Source organism: Silvibacterium acidisoli (assembly GCA_022870745.1).
Taxonomy (GTDB): Bacteria; Acidobacteriota; Terriglobia; order Terriglobales; family Acidobacteriaceae; genus Silvibacterium.
In genome coordinates this window covers 1359021-1384552 of sequence record CP085323.1, presented here as the reverse complement: position 1 = coordinate 1384552, position 25532 = coordinate 1359021, and the positions used below count along the sequence as shown (strand labels likewise).

At 56.9% G+C, this 25532-nt stretch carries 26 protein-coding genes and 1 tRNA gene; 13 read left to right on the top strand and 14 right to left on the bottom strand.

The annotated features are described in order from the left end of the window. Window positions 1–366 precede the first annotated feature (366 nt). Window positions 367–969, top strand: a complete 603-nt coding sequence (locus LJD29_RS05695) for an HPP family protein (protein ID WP_446744791.1) — start codon at window positions 367–369, stop codon at window positions 967–969. 48 nt (window positions 970–1017) lie between these two features. Here LJD29_RS05695 and LJD29_RS05690 read toward each other — a convergent pair whose 3' ends face one another. Both LJD29_RS05690 and LJD29_RS05685 read right to left on the bottom strand, forming a co-directional pair. Next, on the bottom strand, window positions 1018–1563 hold the full coding sequence (locus LJD29_RS05690) for a sigma-70 family RNA polymerase sigma factor (protein WP_446744790.1): 546 nt from the start codon (window positions 1561–1563) through the stop codon (window positions 1018–1020). Between the two features lie 188 nt (window positions 1564–1751). Further along, window positions 1752–2627, bottom strand: a complete 876-nt coding sequence (locus LJD29_RS05685; RefSeq protein WP_446744789.1) for an AraC family transcriptional regulator — start codon at window positions 2625–2627, stop codon at window positions 1752–1754. A gap of 65 nt (window positions 2628–2692) precedes the next feature. Here LJD29_RS05685 and LJD29_RS05680 point away from each other — a divergent pair, with 65 nt between their 5' ends. The 4 genes from LJD29_RS05680 (at window position 2693) to LJD29_RS05665 (ending at window position 6213) form a co-directional block, all read left to right on the top strand. Next, window positions 2693–3316, top strand: a complete 624-nt coding sequence (locus LJD29_RS05680; protein ID WP_446744788.1) for a DUF417 family protein — start codon at window positions 2693–2695, stop codon at window positions 3314–3316. A 134-nt stretch (window positions 3317–3450) separates the two neighbouring features. Then, window positions 3451–4323 carry an NmrA family NAD(P)-binding protein gene (locus tag LJD29_RS05675; RefSeq protein ID WP_446744787.1) on the top strand — a complete coding sequence of 291 codons (873 nt, stop codon included), beginning with the start codon at window positions 3451–3453 and terminating at the stop codon, window positions 4321–4323. 54 nt (window positions 4324–4377) lie between these two features. Further along, a complete protein-coding gene (locus LJD29_RS05670) occupies window positions 4378–5196 on the top strand; it encodes a class I SAM-dependent methyltransferase (RefSeq protein ID WP_446744786.1) in 819 nt (272 codons plus the stop codon). A 24-nt stretch (window positions 5197–5220) separates the two neighbouring features. Next, complete coding sequence (locus LJD29_RS05665) at window positions 5221–6213, top strand: ketopantoate reductase family protein (RefSeq protein ID WP_446744785.1); 993 nt, start codon at window positions 5221–5223, stop codon at window positions 6211–6213. A 35-nt stretch (window positions 6214–6248) separates the two neighbouring features. On the opposite strand, the gene LJD29_RS05660 is transcribed toward LJD29_RS05665, so the two are convergent. After that, window positions 6249–6893, bottom strand: coding sequence for a TetR/AcrR family transcriptional regulator (locus LJD29_RS05660; RefSeq protein ID WP_446744784.1), 645 nt, complete (start codon window positions 6891–6893; stop codon window positions 6249–6251). Window positions 6894–6980: 87 nt separating this feature from the next. On the opposite strand from LJD29_RS05660, the gene LJD29_RS05655 reads away from it, so the two are divergent. The 3 genes from LJD29_RS05655 to LJD29_RS05645 all read left to right on the top strand — a co-directional run bounded on the left by LJD29_RS05655 (window position 6981) and on the right by LJD29_RS05645 (window position 9048). Then, on the top strand, window positions 6981–7859 hold the full coding sequence (locus LJD29_RS05655; protein WP_446744783.1) for an SDR family oxidoreductase: 879 nt from the start codon (window positions 6981–6983) through the stop codon (window positions 7857–7859). A 301-nt stretch (window positions 7860–8160) separates the two neighbouring features. Beyond that, complete coding sequence (locus LJD29_RS05650) at window positions 8161–8640, top strand: DinB family protein (protein WP_446744782.1); 480 nt, start codon at window positions 8161–8163, stop codon at window positions 8638–8640. A 132-nt stretch (window positions 8641–8772) separates the two neighbouring features. Beyond that, a complete protein-coding gene (locus LJD29_RS05645; protein ID WP_446744781.1) occupies window positions 8773–9048 on the top strand; it encodes a hypothetical protein in 276 nt (91 codons plus the stop codon). Window positions 9049–9490: 442 nt separating this feature from the next. On the opposite strand, the gene LJD29_RS05640 is transcribed toward LJD29_RS05645, so the two are convergent. Next, window positions 9491–9637, bottom strand: a complete 147-nt coding sequence (locus tag LJD29_RS05640) for a hypothetical protein (RefSeq protein ID WP_446744780.1) — start codon at window positions 9635–9637, stop codon at window positions 9491–9493. Window positions 9638–9839: 202 nt separating this feature from the next. Between LJD29_RS05640 and LJD29_RS05635 the strand changes: the two genes are divergently transcribed. From LJD29_RS05635 to LJD29_RS05615, 5 genes are all read left to right on the top strand, one after another. Continuing rightward, a complete protein-coding gene (locus LJD29_RS05635) occupies window positions 9840–10007 on the top strand; it encodes a hypothetical protein (RefSeq protein WP_446745920.1) in 168 nt (55 codons plus the stop codon). Continuing rightward, a complete protein-coding gene (locus LJD29_RS05630; protein WP_446744779.1) occupies window positions 9956–10144 on the top strand; it encodes a winged helix-turn-helix transcriptional regulator in 189 nt (62 codons plus the stop codon). Before LJD29_RS05635 ends, LJD29_RS05630 begins: the two co-directional genes overlap by 52 nt. Before the next feature lie 499 nt (window positions 10145–10643). Next, window positions 10644–11165 (top strand): hypothetical protein, encoded by a 522-nt coding sequence (locus LJD29_RS05625; protein WP_446744778.1) that lies wholly within the window; start codon window positions 10644–10646, stop codon window positions 11163–11165. 14 nt (window positions 11166–11179) lie between these two features. Beyond that, on the top strand, window positions 11180–12604 hold the full coding sequence (locus LJD29_RS05620; RefSeq protein ID WP_446744777.1) for a CFI-box extended C-terminal domain-containing protein: 1425 nt from the start codon (window positions 11180–11182) through the stop codon (window positions 12602–12604). Then, on the top strand, window positions 12604–13101 hold the full coding sequence (locus LJD29_RS05615; RefSeq protein WP_446744776.1) for a hypothetical protein: 498 nt from the start codon (window positions 12604–12606) through the stop codon (window positions 13099–13101). The genes LJD29_RS05620 and LJD29_RS05615 overlap by 1 nt, the downstream gene beginning before the upstream one ends. Window positions 13102–14009: 908 nt before the next feature. Here the strand turns inward: LJD29_RS05615 and LJD29_RS05610 are convergent. The 10 genes from LJD29_RS05610 to LJD29_RS05565 all read right to left on the bottom strand — a co-directional run bounded on the left by LJD29_RS05610 (window position 14010) and on the right by LJD29_RS05565 (window position 25526). After that, window positions 14010–15680: an ATP-binding protein gene (locus LJD29_RS05610; protein WP_446744775.1), complete on the bottom strand. Its 1671-nt coding sequence runs from the start codon at window positions 15678–15680 to the stop codon at window positions 14010–14012. Between the two features lie 164 nt (window positions 15681–15844). Continuing rightward, window positions 15845–15932: transfer RNA gene (locus tag LJD29_RS05605), tRNA-Leu, on the bottom strand. A gap of 90 nt (window positions 15933–16022) precedes the next feature. Continuing rightward, entirely contained in the window at window positions 16023–16781 is a 759-nt protein-coding gene (gene eutC, locus LJD29_RS05600) for an ethanolamine ammonia-lyase subunit EutC (protein ID WP_446744774.1), read from the bottom strand. Next, entirely contained in the window at window positions 16778–18124 is a 1347-nt protein-coding gene (locus LJD29_RS05595; RefSeq protein ID WP_446744773.1) for an ethanolamine ammonia-lyase subunit EutB, read from the bottom strand. The genes eutC and LJD29_RS05595 overlap by 4 nt, the downstream gene beginning before the upstream one ends. Window positions 18125–18175: 51 nt before the next feature. Further along, the gene (locus tag LJD29_RS05590) at window positions 18176–20839 is read right to left on the bottom strand and encodes a hypothetical protein (protein ID WP_446744772.1); all 2664 of its coding nucleotides are present in this window, start codon (window positions 20837–20839) and stop codon (window positions 18176–18178) included. 166 nt (window positions 20840–21005) lie between these two features. Continuing rightward, complete coding sequence (locus tag LJD29_RS05585; protein WP_446744771.1) at window positions 21006–21845, bottom strand: cytochrome c oxidase assembly protein; 840 nt, start codon at window positions 21843–21845, stop codon at window positions 21006–21008. 6 nt (window positions 21846–21851) lie between these two features. Continuing rightward, a complete protein-coding gene (locus LJD29_RS05580; RefSeq protein ID WP_446744770.1) occupies window positions 21852–23366 on the bottom strand; it encodes a cytochrome b N-terminal domain-containing protein in 1515 nt (504 codons plus the stop codon). Continuing rightward, window positions 23354–23956, bottom strand: a complete 603-nt coding sequence (locus LJD29_RS05575; protein ID WP_446744769.1) for a QcrA and Rieske domain-containing protein — start codon at window positions 23954–23956, stop codon at window positions 23354–23356. The genes LJD29_RS05580 and LJD29_RS05575 overlap by 13 nt, the downstream gene beginning before the upstream one ends. Before the next feature lie 18 nt (window positions 23957–23974). Further along, a complete protein-coding gene (locus LJD29_RS05570) occupies window positions 23975–24667 on the bottom strand; it encodes a c-type cytochrome (protein ID WP_446744768.1) in 693 nt (230 codons plus the stop codon). Then, window positions 24657–25526 carry a hypothetical protein gene (locus LJD29_RS05565; RefSeq protein ID WP_446744767.1) on the bottom strand — a complete coding sequence of 290 codons (870 nt, stop codon included), beginning with the start codon at window positions 25524–25526 and terminating at the stop codon, window positions 24657–24659. The genes LJD29_RS05570 and LJD29_RS05565 overlap by 11 nt, the downstream gene beginning before the upstream one ends. Between the last annotated feature and the right edge of the window lie 6 nt (window positions 25527–25532).

Here is a 25532-nt window from a genome sequence, read left to right as displayed (position 1 = left end):
TCGGAGCTGAGCAGAACGAGGATCTGGATAGCGGAAGGCGTAGCCGTTTGTTTCGTAGCCTGCGTCGCGGCTGTTGCGAATGCGAGTCACTTACAGCTCCTGCTTTTCCCTGAACTTGCTGCTCTGGCACATGACGTATTCACCCGCCCCCGTGGCAAGTGGGCCGCTCAACCTGTTCGTCTCGTGGTAACACCCGCGATCTGCGGAGCCATCGGTCTCGCAGTCACACGCTTTTCTCATTTCGGTGTGGCAGGGGTTCTAGTAATCACCGTCCTCAGCTTCCTGGTGATTCGTCTCTTGAGGTCATCTATTGGCCCTGCGTTCTCTGCAGGCATTCTGCCACTCGTATTGGGAGAGCGGCGCTGGATGTACCCTGCAGCGGTCATAATGGGGCTCGTCGCTCTTGTGATTGCTTTATTGATCTGGAAGCGCGTTTCCCAGCAACCCGATCCGATCATGCAGCCGCGGCAGATCGAGAGTCTGGACGACCAACTGGAAAGCAATACGAAGGACCGAACGGGTCTTCTTCACGTGCTTGCCTTCGTGGCTGTTGCGGCTTTGATCGGCGAGCGTACCGGCCTACGGTTCATCCTGTTCCCACCACTCATTGTGATGGCTTATGAGATTCTTGGACATCCGGAAGTGCCGGGATGGGTGAAGCGCCCGTTTCTCTTTCCACTCTTCTGCTTCCTTACCGCTTCGGTCGGGCTCGTGATGTTACGCCTCATGGGGCAAAGCACACTGAGTGTCGCTGTCACGGTAGCTATCTCTATTTTGCTGCTGCGCGTTTTTCAGGTTCGCATGCCTCCAGCTCTTGCGATCGGTCTGCTCCCGTTTGTCATTCGTGATCCGAACTGGTGGTTCCCGTTATCGGTCCTGATCGGTACCGCGATTCTGAGCTTGTGGTTTATCGCGCGCGGGAAGTGGCTGGGGCGTGCAGCTCAAATCCCGGCGGCCTCAAGCAAATAGGCTGAAGCGCCGAGATCTGATGCCTGGTTCACCGCAACTGGACTCGCATCATGCCTGCGTCTGTTTCGACTTCTTGCAGGTGCAGTTCAGGCAGCCTTTTTCCGCGCAACTGGAACAGGTGCGCAGCAGGTTGTTCCGCAGGGCTGCCCGTGCAAGATGCACTCGTACCGATGCGTCAGACGCTGAAATCCCATTGCGGGCAGCGAAATCCTGCACCGGCTGATCTTCAAGATCGATGGCGCGGATGCTCTCCGCGTAGTCAGGCTTTGGATCGTTCAAGACACGTTGCAGACACGAACAGATATCAAGTTCCTGTTCGCGTGTCGGCGTTATCTCCATCTCGCAGGCCAAGGCTTCGAGAGCCTTGTCCTTGACGGATCGGTGACGGCAGTTGTCAATCGCGGCATCGCGTAGCAGACGGTAGAACCATGACACCGCGGACTCGCCTGGGTCGAAATCATCATGATGCTCGAAGGCGCGAAGATAGGCAGTTTGCACGATATCTTCGGCTAGGCCATCATCCGAAACGCGCCGCTTCACAAAAGCCGGGAACTCCTTGCGATGTACAAGAAGTTCATCCAGTGGTTTCGTCATGAGATCTCCGATTGGGAGGCCGAGGCCTCCCAATCGCATTGGATGAGCGTGGATTAGCTGCGGACTTTGCATGTGCAGGTGACACATTCGCAGTGCGGGCCACAAGAGCAGTTCTGGCATTTCATCGTCTATCTCCTTTCGACGCCACTTGCGCGTCTATGCATTCGAACGCAGGAGATAGAGATTTCTTACACCTTTGCATCCGAGTTTCTTGCAAGCCAACCTGTCGGTGTCTCTCCTGTGTGTTTGAGGAAAGCTCGACTGAGCGCAGCAGTACCGGAATAGCCAACTTCCGGGGCAACAAGCTTCAATGCTTGGCCTCTTTTGAGCATGGCCTGAGCCGTGCCGATACGCCACTCCGCCAGGTAATCGAACGGTGTTGTCCCCACGACGTTGTTGAAATGCAACGCGAAGCGCGCCCGTGACATGCCTGCCTCCTCGGCCATAGACTCAAGAGTCCAGGGCAACGCAGGACCTGCGTGAATAGCGCTGATTGCCTTTGAGAGACGCGGATCAGCCAGCCCTGCAAGAGTGCCCTTGCGAATCAGGTTCGTCGAACCGGCATTACGCAGAAGAAGAAGGATCACGTATTCAGCCAGGCGGTTGACGGCAGCTTGCCTGCCGGTGTCCGCTGCGAATGCCTCGGTGAACAAGAGGTCGACCGCTGGCTCCAGAGCAGGCATAGTTCTCAACACCACGACCAATAAATCCGGTAAAGATCGCACGACGGGATTGAGCATCCCCGCGCCAAACTCGACCGTTGCGCATACCAATTCAGCGCCAATCTCTTTATCCGTTGTGAAGCGGTGAATCTGAGGGCGAGGAGAGAACAGGACCGCTGGTTCAGACACGACCTGTGGCTTCTTGCGGCCCCGTTCGATACGGAGAGTTCCCCGACGCAACACATGGAGATGTCCTGCTGTGTCGCTGGCGTGATCGCTCGATATCCCGCAGAGTCTTCCTGAGAAGAAGACCGTTGCCGACAACGTGTACTGGGTGAACAGTGAGGAAAGCGTGTCCATGGCGATACGCAAGGATAACATTTCGAGACTAACGGTGATCATGCATCTCGCCAGGGGGGCGATCCTTGATTTGTTGGTGTTCCAGCTGGAACGCAAAGGAGAAAGCCGTGATTACTCAGAAATTCACTTCACTAGGAACCGAGATGGAAACAGGGCCGAAGAGCGCTCTACTGCGTGCTCTGACTGCAGCGTCCAGGCTCGATCGCCTTGGCATGGGAATGCTTCGCCTCGGTCTGGTGATCGTTCTCGTATGGATCGGTGGTCTCAAGTTCGCTTCTTACGAAGCAGACAGCATTGTGCCGCTCGTTTCCAACAGCCCTATGATGTCATTCTTCTACCATCACCCGGCGCCCGAATATCACCACTACATGAACAAGGAAGGCGAGCTCATTCCGGCCCATCGCGAGTGGCAGCAAAGCAACGGAACGTATTCATTCTCGAATGCTCTTGGGACCCTCATTGTCACGATCGGGATACTGATCGCTCTTTATCCGATTTGGCCGCGCATCTCGGCGATTGGGAGCTTCCTTTTGATTTTCATGGCGCTCACTACGCTGTCATTTCTTGTGACCACACCCGAAGCCTGGGTTCCCGCGCTGGGAGACTCCACGCACGGATTTCCATACCTCTCTGGAGTAGGCCGCCTCATCATCAAGGACGCGATCATGCTCGGAGCAGCCGTCGCGACCCTTGCAGATGCAGCAAAGACCTCCTTGCGAACGCAGAAATGACAAACAAAAGCAATGACGCAAATGCCCCGGTCATTGGCATTTACGCACCTAGTGCCGGGAGTCGTGACCCGCTAGGTTAGTGGAGGTTGTAGCGCGTTGAGTAATGATTCGAGATCGATTGGAGAATTTCCAACATGAAGCCAAGAATTTTGATTGCAGGTGCTGCGGGATCCACCGGCCGGGTCGCAACCCGTCTCCTTGTCGAGCAGGGATTTCCTGTGCGGGCTCTTGTACACAAAGAGGATGATCGCTCAAGCAAGCTCGTAGACCTGGGGGCAGAGGTCGCGGTTGGCGATCTCTTGGATGTGCGCGCGCTTCGCAGGGCTTTCCAGGGAGTGCAGCGCGCCTACTTCGTATATCCCATACGGCCCGGCCTCGTGGAAGCAGCCGTCTACTTCGCCGAAGCCGCATTGGAAGCGAAAACAGAGTTTCTCGTCAGTATGTCTCAGCGCACCGCTCGCGAGGACGCGCTCAGCAATGCAGCGCTGGCCCATTGGATCGCTGAACGCGTCTTCGACTGGGCCGGCACGCCTGTAGCCCACTTGCGGCCGACAATCTTCCACAACTGGTTGCTATACATGCGAAAGGGAATCAAGGCTGGCAAATATCATGTCCCGTTTGGAACGGCAGGGCGTTTCGCGCCGATCGCCGCGGAGGATCTGGGGCATGTGATCGCCGCGATGCTTGCTCATCCTGATTCGCACGTGGGCAAAGTGTATGAGCTCTTTGGCCCTGCCGAACTAACCGCGCCTCAGGTTGCCGAAGAGGTCTCAATCGCCCTTGGCAGGCAAGTGAACTATCAACAGGTGCCGCCCGAAGAGTGGATCAGCGACATATACGAAGGCAAGCAGGTCATTCCGTACCTTGCGCAGCATCTCGCCGGTATTACCTACGATCAGGACCACAACATGATGGCAGGCACGAATGATGTGGTTGAAATGATCACCGGCCGTAAGCCTCAAAACCTTGCAGACTTCGTGAAGCAGAATCGCGCGGCTTTCGAATAAGAACCTTCGGCGCACCTAGCCGATCTAATGGAATGACCGTTGATGGAGAGTGGAATGAACGAGACGACAGCGAAAGTACGCGAGCATTACAACAAAGCGGGACTCCTCGAGCGAATTGAGGAAGTGCTCGACACCCTTGCAACGAAAGGCGAGCCTCTCACGGCAAGTCTGCTTGCGCCAGTCGATCAGTTTCACACACGCGGTATCCTCGCTACCGCAGATCTGGCTGATGCCGTCGGTCTTAATTCATCCATGAGAGTTCTGGATCTGGGTTCTGGAATTGGAGGTCCAGCTCGCTACTACGCGGCTACGTATGGCTGCTTTGTAGAGGGCCTCGACCTCAGCCCTTCTTTCGTGGAAGCCGCAACGTATCTTACCGCTCGTTGCGGCATGATCGATCGAGTGAAGTTCACTCAAGGAAACGCACTTGAGATTCCATTCGAGGATGTTTCCTTCGACGCGGTTTTCCTTCATCACGTGGCCATGAATATCGCCGATCGTGCTTCTCTTTACCGGGAAGTGGTTCGGGTTCTTCGCCCCAATGGAAAGTTTGCGATTCACGATATAGTGCGGCGTAGTGGGGAACTCGTATATCCAGCCCCTTGGGCGATGGACTCCTCCACTAGCTTTCTATTGAGCGTTGAAGAAACGCGAGCCGGGCTCGAACAGGCAGGTCTTTCGATTGAGCGATGGTCCGACGAAACCGATATTTCCCTACAATGGTTCGAGAATGTAATGACAAATCAACATCCTGGTGGCTCTGCGTTGAGCCGCGTCATGGGAGCTGATTTTCCACAGAAGGTTAAGAATCTCGGAAGAAACATCGCGGAAGGCCGGGCAGGAGTTTTGTCGGCAGTCAGCATCCGCAAGTAAGTGATTCGATATTCAGAGGGGAAGATGGAGCGTTTACCTATGGTTGGGGCGCGAGCCTTCCGTATCGCCATTTTTGGAGCGGGTGCGGTCGGTACGTGGATCGGTTCTCATCTGGCGGCCGCAGGGGTTGATGTGACCGCCATTGCAAGAGGACAACGGTTAGAAACGTTGCGCAAGCACGGGTGGCACAGCGTAGCGCCAGGCCAGAGCCGTCGTTCGCCTGCCTGCGCGATCACTGCCGCGCAGGCGAACGGAACTTACGAGGTTGTGATCATTGCGGTCAAAGGAACCGCACTTTCCGACTCTCTGCAGGACATCCTGAAGCTTTGTTCGCGGGAAACAATCATTGTCCCGATGTTGAATGGCGTGCCGTGGTGGCTGACAGATGGATTGCCAGTGTCGAGGAACCTCACCCTGTTACAGCACGAGATTCCGCGAGAGCAAATCATCGGGAGCGTGCTGTACGTGGCTGCGCATCTCGACAAAGAAGGAACGTCCTGTTTGACGTCACCCGGACGAATTGTCCTAGGTGATCTTACCGGGGCCGTTACCGATCGCGTTGTGCGCTTGATCGAGTTGTTCCGCGCTGCAGAGATCGCGGCTCAGGCATCCTTGAACATTCACGGAGATGTATGGGACAAGCTCACAGCAAATCTTCTTTTCAATCCGTTATCCGCGCTCACGCGATCGACAACAGACTGCATCGCGAGCTCTCCGCTATTGCGCCCTCTATTGAGCGGATTAGCGGAGGAATCGCATCTCATCGCTCGCGCCTTGAAGCTCCACACAAAGGCTACTCTAGACAGCGTCCTTGCGGTGACAGCCTCTCTTGGTTCCTTCAAGACATCGATGCTTCAAGATGTAGAGAGCTGTCGCAGGCTTGAGCTGGATTCGATCGTCGATTCTCCGAGGCAGATTGCGAAGCACCTCGGCATCCATACACCTCATATCGACCAGCTTTACGGCATGCTGGCTCTTTTGAGCAAAGGGTTACAAGGGGAACCCTGTAATTCGTGAAGTGGCCTATGGCTTTGGCGCACGATTCGCCGCTGTCATCGTGGATGCGTGAGGTGCTTCCGGGTTTCGCGAAGAATCGAAGACGACACCTCGGGGTTGTTCACCATTCGAGCCATTGTGATTGCACCGACCATTGCGCAAAACATCCAAGTCGCTTCCTTGCGTGCCGCGGCACGTGGCATGGTGTCGAGTTGCCCGGCCAGATTATCGACAACTTCGAGAAACGCGGAAGTCATGGGCTCTCGTATCGCGTCATTCCCCCTAGCGATTTCGCAGCCCAGGGCAGAGAAGACGCACCCGTGGGCAGAATCATCGCGGTGCGCCGACGAAAGATATTCCGTCACGATGGCCTGGAGCCCACGTTGTCCTGGAGTTATGGAGGCGATATGTTTCGCCGCGGCCACCATTTCACCAGCCGCGAGTTCCAGCGCCTCTGCTACAAGCTGGTCTTTGGAATCGAAATGTTTATAGAAGCCGCCGTGAGTCAATCCGGCGGCTGACATCAGACCGATCAGCCCTGTGCCATCGATCCCGTTGCCTCGGAATTCGGCCGCGGCCGTCTCAACAATATGTCTTCGGGTCTCTTCCGTTTCCTGCTTCGATCTTCTCATCGCATCCCCTGAGTCCGGATCAGGTTTTTCCGGCTGAAAAAATGTGGTTCTTTTTAATTTAAATGTCATCCAACACATGGTTAGATGCAGATTGAAATCTAAATAGTCCGGAGGATGCCAAGGCTTGCATCCTCCCTCCATCGAAAGGTACATATCATGTCGAAAGTTATTCTCATTACAGGTGCGAGCGCAGGATTCGGGTTCGATGCCGCGGAGACTCTCGCGAAGGCTGGACACCGGGTATTCGCTTCCATGCGCGACGTTGCCGGCCGCAACCAGGAGAAGGCGGCTGCTCTCCAGGCGAACAAGATCGATGTCGTCGAACTCGACGTTACCACTGACGCATCCGTAAACGCCGCTGTCGCTCAGGTCTTGAAGGCCGCAGGCCGGATCGACGTTCTCATCAACAATGCCGGCGCCGGCGCCACGGGAATTTCGGAAGCTTACACCAGCGAACAGGTCACCCGCCTTTTCGACGTCAACGTAGTGGGCGTCCAGCGCACCTCGCGTGCCGTTCTGCCTACCCTGCGGAAACAGGGCGAAGGGCTCATCATCAATATCGGTTCTGTCCTCGGCCGCACGACGTTGCCTTTCCTCGGTATCTATGGAGCCACGAAGTTCGCTCTCGATTCGATCACTCAGAGCTACCGCTATGAAGTCGCGCCCTTTGGTGTGGAGGTAAGCCTTCTTCAGCCCAGCGCCTATCCGACAGACATCTACACCAAGGGGCAGATGGAGCCCGAGGACAGTGACCGCATCGGCACCTACGGCGAGGTTGCCACCATTCTTGACAACATGCGCGCCGGTTTCGCTCAAATGCTGAGCGGACCGAATGCTCCCGACTCTCACGAGGTGGCGGAAGCACTCGTCAAGCTCGTAGCGGAACCCAAGGGGCAGCGTCCTGCGCGTGTGATCGTCGGTACAGCGTTCGGCGCGGATGTCCTCAATGCGACTGCAGCTCAGGTCCAGGCCCAGGCACTTGGCGCACTCGGTCTCGGCGGCATCATCCCTGCCTTCGATACTCCGAACGCGTAGTCCTGTTAACGAGAAAGAGGCGTGGATGGCGGAGTACCTCTCATCCGCGCCTCATCTCCATCGCGTCATGCCACACGTGCGACTGGAAAAGCAAGAAGAGTGAGAAGCCAAGGGAGTTCACCTTCCTTGGCTTTGTCTTGTTAGCCCTCACGCAGATGACGGGATGGGCCGTCTATGATCCACAAATCATCGCATCCGATCGAGAGTCCCATTGCTCTAAACAACCTGGAAAAACGCCCTATCGACATTTTCGAATCACTCACATCGCGGCAGTTGCCGAACAAGGAAAGGAAACATAGTCGTGGAACAGACCTTTATCGACCTAGCCGTCACATCATGGAGCGGAGTCACCGGCCGCCTGGATAAATTCTTCGCTGGGCATGACGAGGAACAGCTTCTCAAGCAAGTTGCTCCCGGCAGGAACCGGCTTTTCTACCTGCTGGGACACCTCACAGCCATCCATGACCGAATGCTGCCACTGCTGTTTCTCGGAGAGCGTCTCCACCCGGAGCTCGATGAGTGTTACATCGCCAATCCGGATCGCACGCTGCCTGACCCGCTCACCGCGGCCGAGCTGAAGCAAGCCTGGACCGATGTGAATGCGGCGCTTCTCGCCGGTATCACAAAATTTTCGACACAAGACTGGCTTGCAAGACACTCTGCCGTTTCGGAGGAAGACTTTGCCGCCGATCCCACCAGGAACCGATTCACCCTGCTCCTCAATCGAACGAATCATGCGTCCTTCCACCTGGGACAAGCAATCCTCACTCGGGCGAAGTAGGCAGAAGCCAGGGCTGAAATCAGTGTGACGCAAACGACATCATTGGTGTCGTTTGCGCCTTTACCAAAAGACTCTCCTGGACGCTAATGTGGTTCTTGTAGTTCCTACGATGTCCCAACAAGGAGAATCTTCATGAAAGTTTTTGCTATCGCTTCCACCAAGCCTACACTTACTCCCGACAAGCTGAAAGAGCACATGCCGGCCGAGGTTCCCGCAACCCTTAAACGCTACCTCAACGGTACGGTAGAGCGGTTATGGTTTCGCGAAGGCTCCGGCCCCGTGTTCCTGATGAACGTCGAGTCGGTTGAAGCAACGAACGAGTCGCTCGCCACTTTGCCCCTGGTCGCCAACGGCCTGATGAGCTACGAGGTGTTCCCGTTACGGTGCTCAGCCCGTTCGGCATGCTGATCAAGGGCAAGTAGTCCGTTCATGGATGATCGTGCCGCCCGAGAAGACGGGTCATGCCTTATCGGTCGTCATCATGGGCCGTCCGCGTAGCCAACCTCGGCCGCCACAGACTCGATATCGACATCATTGCCGTGCAACAACGACAGTTAGGCCTGTCGTCCAAAAGTTGTCTAAAGCGAGTATCACTATACGCATGGCGTGAACGACCCCAAAACTATCGGATGCGTCTCGACGCCTTATGGTTAGATTATAGTCAAACGCTAAGCTGCAGATGCCTCCCTCGTGTCGTAATTTGCGAGCTTGACGACGCAAACGAAGTCCGCGCCTTGTGAAGAGACTTCTGATGATTCAATGCACTTTGAATCATCGCATGGACGATATCAATGGAATTCTGCCGGCAAGTACAACGCACGTGAACGGAACGTCTTTGACATGTTTTTGATCAGACCACTTCTGCTAATGCCGCCGTGCTGAAACCCTTCAATTCAATAAGAGCTCCTGAGAGCAGCTTTGTGAACCACGCCGGATCGGCGAGGAGCGCACGACCAACCGCGACGAGATCGAACTCTCCGCGCTCAACCCGCCACATCTTCGCCTGGAACTCCTTCCGGAGACCGCGAGCGGGTCATGTGGGAGAGATCACAACTCGATTATTGAGTGCAAGCGACCTCAATTGGAGAGGATGGTTCAGAGCGGAGAGATCTGGATTCATCATGGGCAAAGGATATGGTCTATACCTGGTTGCTTCAAGGTACCCCGAGGACACTAGATCACCCGGAGGGAAACGCCCCGTGTCGAAATGTCAGCTGATTGTGAACGCCCTTAGTGCGCGTCCGCTGCGCTTCAACGAGATCAAGAAGTTCTTTACCGAAATCACGCAGAAGGCGTTGACACAACACTCCTCCGCATGGAACGGAACGGCATGGTGCAGCGCATTGTCGTCAGCACCGCACCGGTAAGAGTGGAATACAGGATTACTCCGCTGGGACGCACGCTGGAGGAGCCTTTTCGAGCTTTATGTGAGTGGACCGCGGAACATCTTCCCGAGGTGGAGAAGGCATGCGTAGCTTATGACCGGGCAGGAAAACCACAATAACTGCCAGGTATTTCTTAGGTCCTCGTAAACGCGCCTGCCGAAAGTGACGCGGCTGGATTGATGCCAAATCGCCAATGCACTCTTCGAAACGACGGGAATGGAGAGCTGAGTCAGAGAAATGGAACACCAGCACGTAGAGGATGCCATGACACCGTGAAAGTCTAGCGGCCCTTTCAATCTAGATGAGTGTTCCTATCTCGCGTTCCATAGCTCTCTGCCCCCGCAGCAAAAGCTGTCGATTAACAACGCCCGATAACCGGTCCTCTTGTCTCGCAAGCAAGTCGAGCTCATAGAAAGGTGCCAGTGCTCGTGGCTCACGGTTACCGCGTAAGGATTCATCCGAAGACAACAATCGCTTTGCCTTGTCAGCTTTTTGCTTGACAACCCACAGTCATGTGCCTAGCATTCGGCGCACCCGTTGGACGTCCAGTTGGAACCTGTCACATAATCTTTCCGTGATCCCCGGGCCTGTCTGTAATCCGTACTAAGAGGTACGTCCATGCCTTCTCTCCAGGAAGTTGCTAATCAGATTAATGATGATCTCGACCAAATTAAAGGCAGCACGGCCCTGACTGCTGGGCGGCTTGACACTCTTACGCAGCATCTCGATGCGGACAGCTCTACTCTGACACAAGGGTTGTTCGCCATCTGGGAGGTGGGGAAGCAATGTGCTGCGCTGCTTGAAGATAACCGAATCCAGAATGAAACGATCATCTGTTGGCTGCAAACCGAATCTGACCTGCAATGTCGCATCTTGAGGAAGATGAACTCCTTGATCGAGATTGAGACGGCGACTCGCGACGCAGTCGTCAAGCTGGAAAAGATTCTGGAACAGGTGCATGCTCATGAGACCTTGCAGGTCGACAATCTGGCGGTAGTGCAAGCGCAGGTCATGGCCTGCTGCCCTCCGCCAGAAGAACAACCCGAGCGTTGCTACGATCCATGCCTCGAAGGAAAGCTTAGCGCCTATAAGCCAAAGGGCCAAGACTGGCAGGTCCCGCAGAATCCGAAGATTGGGTAAGACGGGAGGGCATTGTGACACTATTCGTAGCAGCGGACACCAGTGGCGCCGGCTTGGGCAATGTCTTCCCGATGAGCGCTGAAGTGGATCTGTTTTCAATCTCTCACCAAGACCTTGGAGACGGAGTTCACAAAGGTTTCGGAGAGAATCCGCCTGATAACAACTTGATCCAGGTTACGTATGATCGCAGCGATCCGGGCATACCCGCGACGCGCCTGGACACGTTGGTGAATACAAACTTCGGAGTGAATGTAAACGACGTGGACGTCATTATTGTCGCAGCGGGAGCTAACTTTACCTTGTCAGACGGTACTCTGACCATCGGTAACGGGTTCACTTTTCCCGTAGGCGTTACAGACAATCCAACCGGATCGGTACTTGTGGTCTATGACACTTCGGACAACAACGGTACGGGAATTTGTGTGCGTAAGGAAGGGGATGGTGCCGGCACATTCTCGATAGAGGAGCCAGAGAATGTGATTCTTTATCATGAACTCTCTCATGCGTTCCACCTTGCCAACGGCGACCCCCTGTCTTCGGTCGCAAGTGGCTGCACTGCATCTCCCGAAGAAAATCGAGCAGAGACAGATGAAAATGACATGCGCGACCAACTCGGACTTCCGCACCGCGATGCTACCGATCATTGCGGCAACCCGGGCTGTCAGTCCTCGGTATCCTCATGCTGCATAATCGCGAGCGTTGCCAGTGGCTCCATCTATTCGGAGACCGTCAAGACCCTACGCAATGTACGCGACGGTGTATTGCGCTGCTCCGAGTGCGGCTTTGACTTCTTCAATCACCTATATGAGGACTACTACGCGTTCAGTCCTGAGGTCTGCCGATTGATGGCTCGCTCGCCGGACTTACAAGAATTGATCCGAGCACGCTTCTTGGTTCCGTTGACGACCGTGTTGGACCTCATGCAGGCGCATTGCATCGAGCAACTAAGTGCTGAAGATTTGGGTTTACGTTTTGCTTCACGAGTTACAGAGGCACCGGAGCTCTCCCGAACGTCAGCATCTGACATCGACGTGGCGTTGGCAATCATTGGAGGAGATTCAGCAATCGAGACGTCGACTGCGATCGCGGCAGAACTTGGCCTCTTGCTTCGTCAGCGCGCATCGCCAAGTCCGTACGTTCAATGGGCTTTAATGAGACCGATTGCAATGATCCTAGAAGCTCTATCGTGGCACCTGGATGGGATGACGACACGGCAAATTGGAAGTCATCTCGGCATGCTTTTTGAGGACTGGGCCACACAAATGCCCCTGAGTTCGGTGTGGAATTCTCTGTCGAAATACTCCTTAAACGAAGAATTGGGGTTTCTAGAGAGAACCCTGCTGCGTACAACCGAGAGTCGCCGGCGATTCGGACAACGGCTCGTTGAAGTCTTGATGGCTGACAGAGCGGTTCTGGTTGGTGAACGCTGGAGAGGCTGATGGCGACGAAGAGAGAATTGAAAATTGGAGATGTGGACCTACAAGATGATGCCGCGAAACTGACTCTGCGAGTGTCATTGCAGAATCAGAGCGGGCGGACGCTGCATGCTTACGCCACCCCGCGCGCATTACGTTACGATCCTGCGACGAAAACGCTTGAAGTGCAGCTGTCAGACCGAGGTTTGCAGCAGACAAGATTGGGCAGTATATTCCTGCACCCGAAATTCATCGCAGTGGATCCGAATAGCGCAGTCACCCTCGAGCTCCCCCTGCCCCGGGTTATTGCCCGTATCAAGCCAGGGCAAGAGGAAATAGCACCAGTGGTGGAGGAACTGCCCGCGTATGAAGCAAATCGCATCGACTTGGAGATTGCGTACAGTGGAACACCTTTTTATCCGGATCCTCGTCCAGGGACAAAGTCCCCGCGGCAGGTACTCATCGACTGGGCGGAGGGCGTCGCTAAATATAGTGGGCGCCCCACAGAGGTGAAGCATTAAGCGGCAGGCTTGCTCGATCAGGCCGCAACTGCGCTCATCGGAGAAGGCGTTGCCGTGATCCCCCGAAGTGATATTCGCGTTAACATTGTCGAAGCCGGAGCTTTGTGTCGCTTGCCACCGTAATCATCCGCGTAACCCAAATCAGATCGGCGATTGCCCGCGCAGGTCCGAGCTTCTGCTGACCGACTTCATCACGATAACCTCCAACTTGGGCACCTGGGTCTGTGGAAGTCATGAGATTCACCTTGAGGCTACCTGCGCGGCCACTTTTAAGAAACGCCTGCGCTCTATGAACTGAAGGTCGGCACGGGCTGCCAAGCCGAAGAGAGTGTAGCCTGCAAGTGGAGAAAGGATTGAATCAACAAGGGCTGACTTCCAACGATCCAGTCCAACCTAATGGTCATCAGTGTGAACGCTTGAACCTCTAGGAAAGAAACACACGCAAGCATGATGACGAGTGCTGGTGCATGGATCTAGTAACTGGGTACCTCTCCGTCGTGTTGGCCATGAAGGACGTTAGCCACAGCGAACGCAAGTGTCATAAGAGCAATAATGAACCCCAATCTCATGCACTTAGTCTATTTTGGACCATCGGCGCCCCCGCTCTCTATAAGCTGTGTTATCGGCAACTTCGTTTTGGCCCCAATAAGTCAGTTCGTCAGTGAACCACCCGAGCAGCCTGAACTGGCGACAAAAGCCCAATCCCCAACTCACTCATTGAGGGACGTAGATGAGCGCATTGGCCTGTTATCGCCAATCGAGGACGTTGTTGGTAGACACAAGCAGAACTTTGGAGGCCCATCGGAACCGCTAACTAATGGCACGGTTACTCAAAGTTCGGAGATCGGCCTCCATTAGAAACCGAAATCATATCTTCGAGATCGATCGATGGAGCGGATGCTGGCTACTCAAGAGGTGCGAAACCAAGGCCGCCTCGGTGCACTGTAAGCTGCGTCGAGCGGAATGCTGAGCGAGATCTTTGTCCCCTCAGAATCCGAAATGATATCGAATTGTGCACCGATTTGTTTGGCACGCTCGCGCATTCCCGGAAGTCCCCAATGACCTTCTCTGCGGCCCTCTTGAAGTATGGATGGAGGAATGCCCTCGCCGTCGTCGGATACTTCCACGACTAGACCATCGCTCCTAAACCGCAGTAGTACCTTGACTTCATGTGCCTGAGCATGGCGAAACGCATTCCATAGCGCTTCACGTATGATCTTGAAGAGCTCTTCGCAGACCATGGGCGCCAACTCCCGCTCATGCCCCTCTCGCTCAAAGGTGTACTTCGCGGTGTGAACGCTCTGTAGTTCCTTGACGAAGCCCCGCACGGCATCACTCAATCCCGAGGTGCAGACAGTGCGAAGAGCAAAGACCATATCCCGTCCCTGCAGCATCACCTCATCAGATTGTTCCAGTATCCGCACGAACCGCGCATGCTCAGGACTGGCTGGATCGAGTGCTCCTGTGGCAGTGTGAAAGCTAAGATTCACAGCTTGCACACTTTGCAGGAAAGTGTCGTGGAGATCCCGCGCAATCCGTTCTCGATCTGCGAACAGTTCATACGCTCTCTCGGCAGACCGCCGCCGTGCCTGTTCCAGACGCATGCGAAAGAGAAGAAGAACGATAGCTGTGAAGATGACTACAACGCCGATCTTGAACCAGACCGTCTCCAAGAACGTGGGAGGAATGGCCAGCTTGAGCGTCGCACCGCTTTGGTTCCACACACCGGAGCCATTGCAGGCGATGACTTGGAATGTGTAATTCCCAGCGGGAAGTTTCGCATAGAGCGCCTGGCGCCGAGTCCCCGCATCCACCCAGTCCCTATCGAAGCCGATAAGGCGATATCTGAATCGGACACGTTCTGGTATTAATAGGCTCGTCGCCGTGTATGAGATTTCCAGGTTCCTAGTGTCCGGATGCAGGCGGATAGAAGCGGGGGCTGGGTTAGTGCTCTGATCTCCTACGCTGAGACAGGTGATCAAGACTTTGGGCGGTAGAGGGTTTTCGGGTAGGTGCAACGGATCAATCCACTCGAATTCTCCGTTCGCAAGGACATAGAGCTTTCCATTTGGAGCGAGCGTCGCACTAGTTCCCCAATCGGTGGCTCCCGGAATCCCGGTGAGGCCGTCAAGATAGTCGAACAAACGCGCCCGAAGTGGGGCATGGTCGCCATGCCCCGACTTCGCCACCTCTTCCTGTCCAATGCGGAAAACGCCGGAACCTGAGTTTCCCCAGAGGTCGCCGTTTTCGAGAAACACCAGATCCGCGAAGTCCGTGTAGATCATGTTCATCCTGAGACGGAACGAGCGCAGATCCTTCTGCCCGTGGTTCTCATACCAGGCGACCGCGTCCTCACCGATTTCCTTGAAGCGGATACCACGCTGCTTCAGGTTGAGCGGGAGCTTCACTCCGCGCAGGGCATCGGCCTTGCGAATCTCGTAAAGATCACCGGCATCGCCCTTGCGCCCGACCTTCTCGCGGTGAAGCACGCCATTCACCTTGTAGCGAATCCACCAGATATCGGAGCCCGGTTCTTTTTCATACACGCCGCGCGTTGGCTTGGTCGTCCGTCTCGGCATGGCTCCAATCCTCCCTGAATCGACAATAGCAAACCGGGTTTTGCGTTTTTGAATGCAGGTACAAAGTGACACCAAAAGTGACACCAGCGATTTTCGAGCACGAAAAAGCCTCTCGCGCGGAGAGGATTGATGTCTCGTAAACCATTGTCTTTATTGAAGATATTTGGTGCCGGGAGGGGGGGTCGAACCCCCACGACCGCAAGGGTCGGCGGATTTTGAGTCCGCTGCGTCTGCCAGTTCCGCCATCCCGGCGTGGGACGCGCCTCTGTCGCGAGGCGTTCTAGAGGCGTGAGGTTATTCTACAGGTTTTTGCTCGACCGAATCGTTCAATTGTGTGTATCGCTATGGACCGATGAGGCTTCCGGCCGGCTCTTTTACAGACGTGCCGCTCAATCGCGCCTGGCAGATGTGCGAGATGTAAGTGGCAAGCTTTTGCGCGGCCCTCTCGCAGTCGAGTCCTTCTGTCCGGATGTTGGAAATGCAATTACGCTCAGCGTCGGTTCGTCCGCGGCGTGGAGACCACGTGAGATATGCTCCGAGCGAATCGGGTGAACTCAATCCCGGTCTCTCCCCGATCAGCATCACCATCAGGTCGGCTCCCAGGCAAGAGCCGATCTCGTCGCCAAGAGCTACGCGTGCCTGTTCGGCTAGCACGATGGGACCGCACGTGATGCCGCTTTTCTGTTTCAGATTTGGCAGCAGTCTTCCCAGTAAAGGAACAGCATGTCGCTCGGCGGCCAGTGCTGACAACCCATCTGCCACAGCAAAAACGATCCTGATCAGGGAATCTTTCTTGGGAGAAAGCGAATTGAGAAGTTCGCGCGAAGCAGCATTCAGCTGCCGCCCAAGAGCTGGATGTTTCAGGTATTCACTCCTGCTTTGCGCAGCGCTTTTTACTCGCAGAACTTCGGTGCACAAAGCCTCTAGTCTTGCTTGCATCACCGCGACACTCAGGGAGGCATGTACCGCGTCCCGTGCTTCGGCAAGCGATGCCGCCGAGTCGAGCGCCTCGCGGGTTGCGAGGCTGCTACCGGCTCTTTGCAAGCCGATGCGCGCCGACGTGAGCGTCCGGAGGCTCAGCCGATCCAATTCCTCGCTCATGCGTTCAGTAGTCCTTGCAGCGAGAGCTGTTTGTGCGCCCCGCGCTCGAGCCACGCTTCAAACTCCGGCGCGGGGCGCAGGCCGAGTGTGGTTCGCAGATAAGCAATGTCGTGGAACGAAGTGCTCTGATAGTTGAGCATCACATCGTCTGCGCCGGGCACTCCCATGATGTAGTTCACACCTGCCGCCCCGAGCATCGTCATGAGCGCGTCCGTATCGTCGTCGTTGGCCTCGGCATGCGTTGTGTAACAGACATCGCATCCCATGGGCAGACCAAGCAGCTTGCCACAGAAGTGATCCTCGATCCCGGCGCGCATGATCTGTTTGCCGTCGTAGAGATATTCCGGGCCAATGAAGCCTACGACAGTGTTCACCAGCATGGGGTGGTACCTTCGCGCTACGGCATAGGCTCGTGCTTCAACCGTTTGCTGGTCGACGCCGTGATGCGCATCCGCTGAAAGCGCGCTGCCCTGGCCCGTCTCGAAGTACATCACGTCGTCGCCGATTGTCCCACGATGGAGTGCCCGTCCCGCGTCATAGGCTTCATCCAGCAGCGCGAGGCTCACTCCGAAGGACGAGTTCGTTTTCTCCGTGCCGCCGATCGACTGGAAGATCAGGTCGACAGGCGCTCCTTGCTCAAGTGCCTGTAATTGTGTGGTGACGTGAGCGAGGACGCAGCTCTGTGTGGGAATATCGAAGCGCTCGCGCACGTTATCGATCAGGCGAAGCAGGCCGATGGTCGACTCCACGTTATCGGATACCGGATTGATGCCGATGACCGCATCACCCGCGCCCAGTATAAGTCCGTCGAGCATCGAGGCAGCGATTCCACGCGGGTCGTCAGTGGGATGATTTGGCTGCAGGCGAGAGCAAAGCGTTCCCGTAAGTCCTACTGTCGTGCGGAAGCGTGTGACGACGCGGATCTTTCGTGACACCAGCACCATGTCCTGTAATCGCATCAGCTTCGAGACTGCAGCAGCCATTTCTGGTGTGAAAGCAGGAGAGAGTCTGCCGAGAAGCTCACCTGTCGCCTCGTGGCCAAGAAGCCAGTCTCGAAATTCGCCCACAGTCATGCTCGCGAGCGGCGCGAAGGCGGACGAGTCATGCGAGTCGATGATCAGCCGTGTGACTTCGTCCTGCTCGTAGGGGATGACAGCTTCCTGCAGGAATATCGAGAGGGGCAGTTCGGCGAGGGCCATCTGTGCGGCAACACGCTCGGAAGCGTTGGCGGCCGCAATTCCGGCAAGCTCGTCACCGCTGCGCGCGGGCGTCGCTTTCGCCAGAAGGGTCTTCAGATCTTCGAAGACATAGCTGATGCCGCGGAGAGTGTGCCTGTACGCCATGGATCACCTGTGTGCTTTGTAGCACACAGGTGATCCACGCAGCGAACGGAGTTAACTCTGTGGCGTTGCCGGAGGAGGCGTGGTGGTTTGCGGAGCCGCCGGAGGAGGCGTCTGAGGAGCCGTAGTATCCGGGGTTGCGGGCTTCGGCTGCGTATCCGCTGGGGGTTGCGCCGGCGCTGCAGCTGGTGCAGGCGTCGCAGGTGAAGGACGAACATAGTCCGGCCGCGACTGGTTCGGAGGAGCGGATGCTGCATGCTCCTTCAATGCCGGCATGGACTGGGCCGTCAGTGTGACCTGGTTGACGACAGTGGGATCGTCACGCAGCTTTACATAGAGATTGCCGGCGCCCGGATGCGGAACCGGTAGCGTGCTTCCCGGGAACCCGTCCGGTACCTGCACCGGATGCGTGAACTGCGGGTCACCCGCGACAGAGTCCACGAGGAACAGGTCGCTGCCTGTGAGCTTGCACGGCTGGTCGGACGGAGAAGGGCATTTCAGCTCCTTCAGTTCTGGCAGGCGCACCAGTGTCGCGAGCGGCTGCCAGTCTCCTGCAACTCCGTTGCCGTCGATCAGGCGGAAGTGCAGCGGGCCAAAGGCTGAGCCGCCGAAGGCCTTCGAAGGATCGAGCGTAGCCAGCGCGGTCTTCGAGTCCTGCAGGGTCAGGGTTCCGTTGCCCATGCTGAGCATCGTCGAATACGACCCATCTTCCGTGGCGACTTCGATCTTCTCTTGCCTGGAGAAGTTCTCCGGTGTCTGAGCCTTCAGCGAGAAGGTCAGTTTGCTGTTTTGCGGCAATTCGTTCTGATCGGAGAGCTGAATGTTGTTCGAAGAGTTGCCATCCCCGTTGGAGAAACCGACGTTGCGACCGAGCAGGACGACCTGCGGACGGGAAGCGTCGACACTCGCGCTCAGATCGACCTTGCGGCCATCCTTTAGCGTTACCGTCGCCTTCATCTGGCTGCCAGCCTTCAGGTTTGCGACTGCCTTTGCATCCTTTGCCTGCATCGGCAGTTCATCGCTGCCCTGTGAACTCGAAAGCTTGCCGGGTACAAATGTAATGTTCTGCAGGCTCAGGGATGCCACTTCATCGAGACGGCTTCCCTTTAGCAGGCCGGCGTTGTCGCCCGCGTGAATACTGAAGTTCTCGAGGTGTCCTGCCTCGGCGAAGGTGTGCAGGGACACTTCCTGCGGCTTCTCGAGACCGGCCTGCTTCACTGTCAGCGTCAAAGACCCTGGCTGCGAATCCTTGAGGGGAAGCTTTACTTCCACTTCATTCGGCTTTACGAGCTTGAAGTCCGCCTTGGTTTCTGTGCCCTGGGGACTCTTGAAAAGGATCGAATCGACGCAGCTCGCGTCGTCCGCCTGCAGATGAATCGTGTCATCGCGGCCGACGACCAGGGCTTCCTGATCTGCCGAGGCAATCTGCCATTGCTGCTCGCGTGCGCCCTGCAGGTGGAATGTTGGTCCATGAAAGGGTTCGAAACCCCAGAGTCCGTGTACCGAGGCATCGACATTCTGGCCGAGGGTCAGATTGCCGAGTGGCTTGGTATCCACCACGAAGCCACCCTGTGCAGCATCCGGCTTCAGCGGCAGTTCCACCTGCTTACCATCCTTGGTCTTCAGTTGGAGTACCAGGTCGCGTGCATAGTTCGTGGAAAAGACAAGAGGGGCGCCGTCAGCAGGAAGGATCAGGTCGTTCTTCTGGGCGCAGAAAATCTGCTTCTCATCGATCGGGTGCAATGGCGGTGGCTGAGCGGCCTCGACAGCAGGCAGCGCAACTACGATCACCGACTTGGGATTGTGAAACGATGGCGGCGTGTTCAGTTTCAGGTTCAGTGCTTCATCGCGCATCGATGCCAGGGCAGGGATGTACTGGAAGACCGCGGTCCGGAACGAATCCATGATGCGCGCGATGTCGACGATGGATGAGATGTAGGGGCTGTAGTAGCCATAGCTTGCCTGCGGCGTATAGCTGGCCTGCAGCACCAGGTCGCCCGCAGGGCCGCCAGTGACAGCCTCCACGATCGAGGTGCTGTGGCCGTCATTCAGAATCAGCGAGTCCTGCTTCTGGGTCAGGCAGGGAGCCAGCTGTTCAAGATCCTGCTGCAGGCAGTTTTTATCCAGCTGCATGGACAGGCTTCGCGCCAGTAGCGGAGAAACGGTCTTGAGCTTTTCCGGGTCTTCACTGTTCAGCTTCCGCACCGTGTCCATATAGACGTCGAGCCGGGTGCGGTCCAGGTTTGCCTGGTTCAGGTCCTGGGAGGCACGGACAAACGAGCCTGGCCGGCCGCGAACGGCGCCGATCAGTGTCTTGTAGTCGCCGCTCGTCTCGGGGACAAGGAACAGCAGCACCTGCTGAGCGCCTTCCGGCACCGTCACGTTCAGGGCCCCACCCTGTTCGATGAACTTCTTATTCCACGTCTCGGCCTTGGTAAACCAGTTTTCAGGCGGAGGATTGGTCGAGCCACGCAGGAATGCGGCCACAAGCAGATAGTGTGCCGATTGCGCCTGCGGAAAGTCTGCTTTGATCCAGAGCCGGTCTCCCACGGCGAGGTTCGGGATCTTCGTGATGGACAGGGTCTGCCCACCTCGCGTTACGCGCACTTCAAGCTTGGGACCGGCAAGGTCAAATGGAGCGGGATCTGCGAATGCTAGGGTCGCGGAGATCGAACACAGTAGAAGGACAAGCGGCAGGCGAAACAGTCGTGCGGCCATAAATTTAATCGTAATGACTCCACAATGCGAGCGATAGAGCCTAGAGATGAAATTACTTGTTTAGTTGGATGCGGGTCTGGCTCCATCGCAGTATCCGGTTACCAGAGTTCACGGTAGCTTCACTTTCCCGTTCTTCAGCTATCGGTAAACCCGTGAAATCCGTCACCTACGATTGGACGGCCCGGACGCGTCTTTGTACTCGCCGTGGACTCAGCAATTGCATGGTGATCGCCATGGCAGGAATAAGAAAGGCAATCGATCCCAGTACCCACATCAGTGCTCCGGCGGCTGCCTGGTCGGACATCGCACTGATTCCAAAGACTCTGGGCTGCTCGGCGTAGCTGGGATATACCACCCGGTCGGCGAAACAGAGAAATGCCGAAAGGGCCGTATTGATGACATCGGAGCCCACCAGGTAGGGCAGAATCGCCCAGCGATTGCGTGTAAAGTGGCTCGGCCAGGGCTGGATGATCGGCCACCAGAAAATAACGCTGGTAAAGAAGAAAATGCCGTGCTCGACCTCGTGGATATTTTCGTGCGCCAGGGCCAGCTCATAAGCGGCGGGAACGTGCCACGCGAGGTACGAGATGTTCATCAGCAGCCACGCCACGCGCAGGCGGCTCAGCCCATGGAACAGCGCTCTCAGCGCGCTCAGGCGCAACAGCGGTCCGACGATATTGCGCACCATCCATTTCGGAAGGCCGCGCAGCATCGGCACCACCGGCGCGCTCAATACCACGAGCGGAGGCGCAAGCGACATCAGCACGTAGTGCTGCGCCATGTGCATTACGAGTAGCTGATCGCTGAAAGTGTCGAGGGGAGAAGCGACGGCGACGACGAGCGACACAATGCCGGCAAGGAAGGAAAACAGACGCCAGGGAGGGAATTGTGCGGGCCGGGTCCTGCGAATGCGAATCCAGCCCCGCGTGTAGACAATTGCCGTGAGCGCCAGTGTCGTGCAAACCACTGGCGGAAAATCCCACGCCAATAAGACCGAATCAGACATCGAAGCTCACTGCGTCTTCTGAGGAGACGTCGTGGGCGAGCTCGACTGGGTTTGCGAGGGCGCGCCGAACTGCGCCGCCGCGGTACGAGAAGCGTCTGAAGCCGCCGGCTGACCCGCAGGGTGCAGCGTCCCCAGGAAGCGAACCAGTGCCGTGACTTCCGATGGTGCGAGGTTCTTGCCATAAGCAGGCATATTGCCGCCGCCCTGGATGACCTGGCGAATGAGCTGATCCTCGGTCATGCGTGAAGCAACATTATCGAGGGCAGGACCGCGCTCGCCGCCAACCCCACCGATTGAGTGGCAGTTGCGGCACTGCTTGGACTGGAAGATCACCGCGCCCTGCCGTTCGACCGGCGAGAGGTTGTGGACGATCTTCGCTGGAACCGTGCTACCGCTCCATGCGTCCATCTTCGGGCTCCACGGCGTGAAGGTGGCCAGGTGAGTGAATACACCCCACAGTACAGCCACGGTCACCAGCACGATGACGGCTACAGGACGGCGATGCCAGCTCTTCTCGCCTTCACCGGCCCAGAAAGGAAGCACCAGCAGAAAGCCGATACCGATAACCGGAGCGATCAGCAGGAAGGGCGTTTCCAGGCTTGGCGGCAGGTACGACAATACCGCGTAGATCCAAAGGAAGAAAAAGTCCGGCTTTGGAGCTGTCTGGATGATGGTCGGATCAGGCTGGCCGGTCGGGCCGTAAGGGCCGAAGATCGCCGCGCAGACTGCGACCGCTACGATGATGCCAGCCGAAAACACCAGATCCTTCCACAACGCGCCCGGAACGAACGGAATGCCGTCGTCATGGGTCAGCTTGTGATATTCGGCGTCATAGGTCTTGCGGTTCACAGGGCGGCCGGGCATCGGCCACTCGTTAACGCCAAGCTTCAGGACCATCCAGACGTGAAGGCCGACGAAGGCCAGCAGCGCGCCAGGAATCACGAAAACGTGCAGTGCGAAGAAACGGGTCAGTGTCGCGCCGCCGATAATCGGGCCGCCCAGCAGAAGATTCACCAGCGGGCCGCCGACTATTGGCACGCGGCTCGAGATCGAAGCGCCGATGCCCAGGCCCCAGTAGGCATCCTGGTCGAAGCGCAGCACCTGGCCGGTGAATGCCATGCCCAGTGTCATCAGCAGCAGAAGGACGCCGACTACCCAGGTGAGTTCACGCGGAAACTTGTAGGCGCCGAACATGAAGACCTGCATCATGTGAATCAGCACAACGGCCACCATGAAGTTTGAGCCCCATCCGTGCATGGCGCGGATGAACCAGCCCAGGGGAATCTCATGATTCAGCAGTTGCAGGGTGTTCCAGGCATCGCCCGCGGAGGGAACATAGATCAGCGCCAGCAGGATGCCGGTAGCAACCTGCAGCATCAGCAATGTCATGGCGGCGCTGCCGAACACGTACCACCAGCTGGCCGTATTCTTTGGAACCGGATGCAGCATCGCATCCTTGACCGGGGCCTCCAGCTGGACGCGCCGCTCAACCCATTTGTAGCTTTCGGTTAACCAGCGCATGAGCCGCATCCTTTACCGTCAGAATTCAAGTTGTTCAGGACCTTCAGTTTTGCTTCATTCGCCAGTGTAGGCATCTGCCCCGCGTCGATATGAAGTTCGCCGCCGCTAACCTTGTAGTTGTACTCGAACAGGCCGCGCTCCGGCGGCCCCGACGCGCGGTCGCCGTTGGCATAGTACGCGCCGCCATGGCAGGGGCACATAAAGAGTTCAGACTGCGGGAACCAGCGCACCGGGCAGCCAAGATGCGCGCAGTTGATGGCAAATACCTGGAACTTGCTCTTGTCGATACGGCGAACCCAGCAGGCGGTCTTGGCCGTCGCTCCATCCCAGGGATGGTTGTACGGATTCACATAATCTGCCAGCCGCGTTTCGCCGACCGGGAACTGCTTCAGGTCGCCAAGAGAGATCCAGGAGTTGTAACCGCCCTTCTTACGGATCGGTCCAAGCAGATAACCAATGACAGGTGCGGCTACAACCAGGGCCGCTGCCGCGTTCATCAGCGCACCGACCTTCATCAGCATCCAGCGACGCGAGACGACCTTAGGGTCGTCATGCGTGATGTGCTGTTCTTCTTTCACAATATCCGTCATATGTGTTCCTTCTTACCTTTACTGCGGCTCGGCATAAGGCTGTCCCGGCGCACTCACGCGCTGCGAGGCCAGCCAGGCCGTCAGGTTGGTAATGTCATCGTCCGAAAGCGGATGCCCACTCGCCGTCGAGCGCCAGTCAGGATGTCCCAGGTCCGGCCGCCCCGCCACGATGATCGTGCGAAGCGTCTGGTCGTTCACAAGCGCAAGGTAAGTCGGATCGGTGATTTTATTTCCCGCATCCGAGTGGCAACGCGCGCAGGCCGATTCGTAAACTGCTTTACCTGCAGCGGCATCGCCCGTCTTGGCAGCCGCGTAGGGCGGCAGGGTCTGGCCGCTTACTGCGTCACTCTTGCTCCACTCCGAACGCATGCCATGGACCAGCGCATCGAGCTGCGCGTCGTTCAGCATGCCCCCGGCCTTCGTACCGAAAGCCGGCATCTGGGTTCCGGGCTCGCCGTTTTCGATAATCCTGCGAAGCGAGGCGTCGTCGATCCACGCCTGGTAAACAGGGTTGTTCAGCGCGAATGCCGCGCCGTTCCGGCCGTTGTCGCCATGGCAGCCGGCGCAGTTCTGACCGTAAAGCGTCTTGAAACTCGTGATCGAATCCGGGCGAGGAACTTCTTCTACTCCGGCTTTGGGAGCTCCGGGTAGCCGGTTGCATCCGGCGGTAAACAGAAGCAGCGCCGCTCCGGCCAGCAAACTAACTTTCATCCCCGGAATTCCTTTCATCATGATGATCAACATGCATCAGGCCGGGAGCTTCAATGCCCATACGCATGAGGAACGGCCGAGATTGGCCCGTGTTGATACGCTCCTGGTGCGCAACAACCCAACCGGCCACCAGTCCAAAAACAATCTGAGAGATAAGGAACCAGCCCCACGCAATGTGGGAGCGCAGTACCGGGTTAATGACGCCCATCGTTGAGTGCAGCAGGCCGGTCCAGAGAACCGGGGCCACGACTCCACCCAGCACGATCGGATGACGTGGCAGCATGGGCAGCATGGCGCCATACAGCAGACCGACCAGCAGGCAGGTGATGACGTGAATAACGCTCGCGACGATCAGGCCCTGCCAATGGAAGGCCGCAAGGTCAGCAACCGATGGGTTCAGCCAGTTGGCCACGCCCGCGCCGCCCAGCAGGTTCACCGGGTACCAGATGCTGTGCTGTGCGATAAGACCGTAAATCAGCGCGGGAGGAATCATGGCAATACCGCCGGCAACGCCGCCCTTGAGTCCGGAAAGAACCGGATAGGACTCGACCGGCAGGTGTGCGCGGTTATCCTCGGGCACAACCAGGCGCGCCACTTCGGTGCGCTTCGTCTCGATTACGATATGTTCGACCTGCACCGGAACGTCTTCATGCGCCTCGTGTGGAAGCACCTGGCGGAACCAGCCAACCGCGGCGAAAAGACAGAGGACACCGCCAAGAATCGAGATACTGCCATTCGTCACCATGCCGCCGAAGAGCATCGTCACGCCGAAGGCGAGGATGATCGGCCACGCCGTCGGCGAAGGCAGGTGAATCGTGTCAGAATGGGCCCCGGTGGGATGATGATGTGTATCGCTCATAAGCCG

Excerpts from the sequence above, each read along its gene's own strand:
- LJD29_RS05695 (WP_446744791.1), top strand. The coding sequence starts at position 367 with ATGTACCCTGCAGCGGTCATAATGGGGCTCGTCGCTCTTGTGATTGCT.
- LJD29_RS05690 (WP_446744790.1), bottom strand. The coding sequence starts at position 1,563 with ATGACGAAACCACTGGATGAACTTCTTGTACATCGCAAGGAGTTCCCG.
- LJD29_RS05685 (WP_446744789.1), bottom strand. The coding sequence starts at position 2,627 with ATGATCACCGTTAGTCTCGAAATGTTATCCTTGCGTATCGCCATGGAC.
- LJD29_RS05675 (WP_446744787.1), top strand. The coding sequence starts at position 3,451 with ATGAAGCCAAGAATTTTGATTGCAGGTGCTGCGGGATCCACCGGCCGG.
- LJD29_RS05670 (WP_446744786.1), top strand. The coding sequence starts at position 4,378 with ATGAACGAGACGACAGCGAAAGTACGCGAGCATTACAACAAAGCGGGA.
- LJD29_RS05665 (WP_446744785.1), top strand. The coding sequence starts at position 5,221 with ATGGAGCGTTTACCTATGGTTGGGGCGCGAGCCTTCCGTATCGCCATT.
- LJD29_RS05660 (WP_446744784.1), bottom strand. The coding sequence starts at position 6,893 with ATGACATTTAAATTAAAAAGAACCACATTTTTTCAGCCGGAAAAACCT.
- LJD29_RS05655 (WP_446744783.1), top strand. The coding sequence starts at position 6,981 with ATGTCGAAAGTTATTCTCATTACAGGTGCGAGCGCAGGATTCGGGTTC.
- LJD29_RS05645 (WP_446744781.1), top strand. The coding sequence starts at position 8,773 with ATGAAAGTTTTTGCTATCGCTTCCACCAAGCCTACACTTACTCCCGAC.
- LJD29_RS05640 (WP_446744780.1), bottom strand. The coding sequence starts at position 9,637 with ATGTGGCGGGTTGAGCGCGGAGAGTTCGATCTCGTCGCGGTTGGTCGT.
- LJD29_RS05630 (WP_446744779.1), top strand. The coding sequence starts at position 9,956 with ATGGAACGGAACGGCATGGTGCAGCGCATTGTCGTCAGCACCGCACCG.
- LJD29_RS05625 (WP_446744778.1), top strand. The coding sequence starts at position 10,644 with ATGCCTTCTCTCCAGGAAGTTGCTAATCAGATTAATGATGATCTCGAC.
- LJD29_RS05615 (WP_446744776.1), top strand. The coding sequence starts at position 12,604 with ATGGCGACGAAGAGAGAATTGAAAATTGGAGATGTGGACCTACAAGAT.
- LJD29_RS05610 (WP_446744775.1), bottom strand. The coding sequence starts at position 15,680 with ATGCCGAGACGGACGACCAAGCCAACGCGCGGCGTGTATGAAAAAGAA.
- eutC (WP_446744774.1), bottom strand. The coding sequence starts at position 16,781 with ATGAGCGAGGAATTGGATCGGCTGAGCCTCCGGACGCTCACGTCGGCG.
- LJD29_RS05595 (WP_446744773.1), bottom strand. The coding sequence starts at position 18,124 with ATGGCGTACAGGCACACTCTCCGCGGCATCAGCTATGTCTTCGAAGAT.
- LJD29_RS05590 (WP_446744772.1), bottom strand. The coding sequence starts at position 20,839 with ATGGCCGCACGACTGTTTCGCCTGCCGCTTGTCCTTCTACTGTGTTCG.
- LJD29_RS05585 (WP_446744771.1), bottom strand. The coding sequence starts at position 21,845 with ATGTCTGATTCGGTCTTATTGGCGTGGGATTTTCCGCCAGTGGTTTGC.
- LJD29_RS05580 (WP_446744770.1), bottom strand. The coding sequence starts at position 23,366 with ATGCGCTGGTTAACCGAAAGCTACAAATGGGTTGAGCGGCGCGTCCAG.
- LJD29_RS05575 (WP_446744769.1), bottom strand. The coding sequence starts at position 23,956 with ATGACGGATATTGTGAAAGAAGAACAGCACATCACGCATGACGACCCT.
- LJD29_RS05570 (WP_446744768.1), bottom strand. The coding sequence starts at position 24,667 with ATGAAAGTTAGTTTGCTGGCCGGAGCGGCGCTGCTTCTGTTTACCGCC.
- LJD29_RS05565 (WP_446744767.1), bottom strand. The coding sequence starts at position 25,526 with ATGAGCGATACACATCATCATCCCACCGGGGCCCATTCTGACACGATT.